Source organism: Bradyrhizobium sp. Leo170, assembly GCF_004296405.1.
In the GTDB taxonomy this organism is placed as follows: domain Bacteria; phylum Pseudomonadota; class Alphaproteobacteria; order Rhizobiales; family Xanthobacteraceae; genus Bradyrhizobium.
Genome location: NZ_PSRR01000940.1, coordinates 1 through 289 on the forward strand (window position 1 = coordinate 1; position 289 = coordinate 289).

The 289-nt window shown below is 69.9% G+C and carries 1 protein-coding gene; it reads left to right on the forward strand.

What is annotated here, in order from left to right; translation table 11 throughout:
* A partial coding sequence (locus tag CWO89_RS45435; RefSeq protein WP_283813606.1) for an NAD(P)H-hydrate dehydratase occupies positions 1–215 on the forward strand: 215 nt, incomplete at its 5' end.
* Positions 216–289: the final 74 nt, after the last annotated feature.

Consider the following 289-nt stretch of genomic DNA (forward strand, 5'->3'; position numbering starts at 1 on the left):
GGCTCGCCACCGCCGGCGCCGGCGACGTGCTGTCCGGCATCATCGCGGGGCTACTCGCGCAAGGCACGCCCGCCGTCGAGGCCGCCAGCATCGGCGCCTGGATGCATGGCGAAGCCGGGGCGGAGGCGGGGCCGGGCCTGATCGCGGAAGACCTTCCCGAGACGCTGCCGGCGGTCTTCCGCCGGGTATATGACGGACTGGGGATTGAGTATTGAGGATTTGTGGGCGTCGAAGGGTGGGCAAAGCGCAGCGTGCCCACCATCCACGGTCGGTGCAAGAAAGGTGGGCA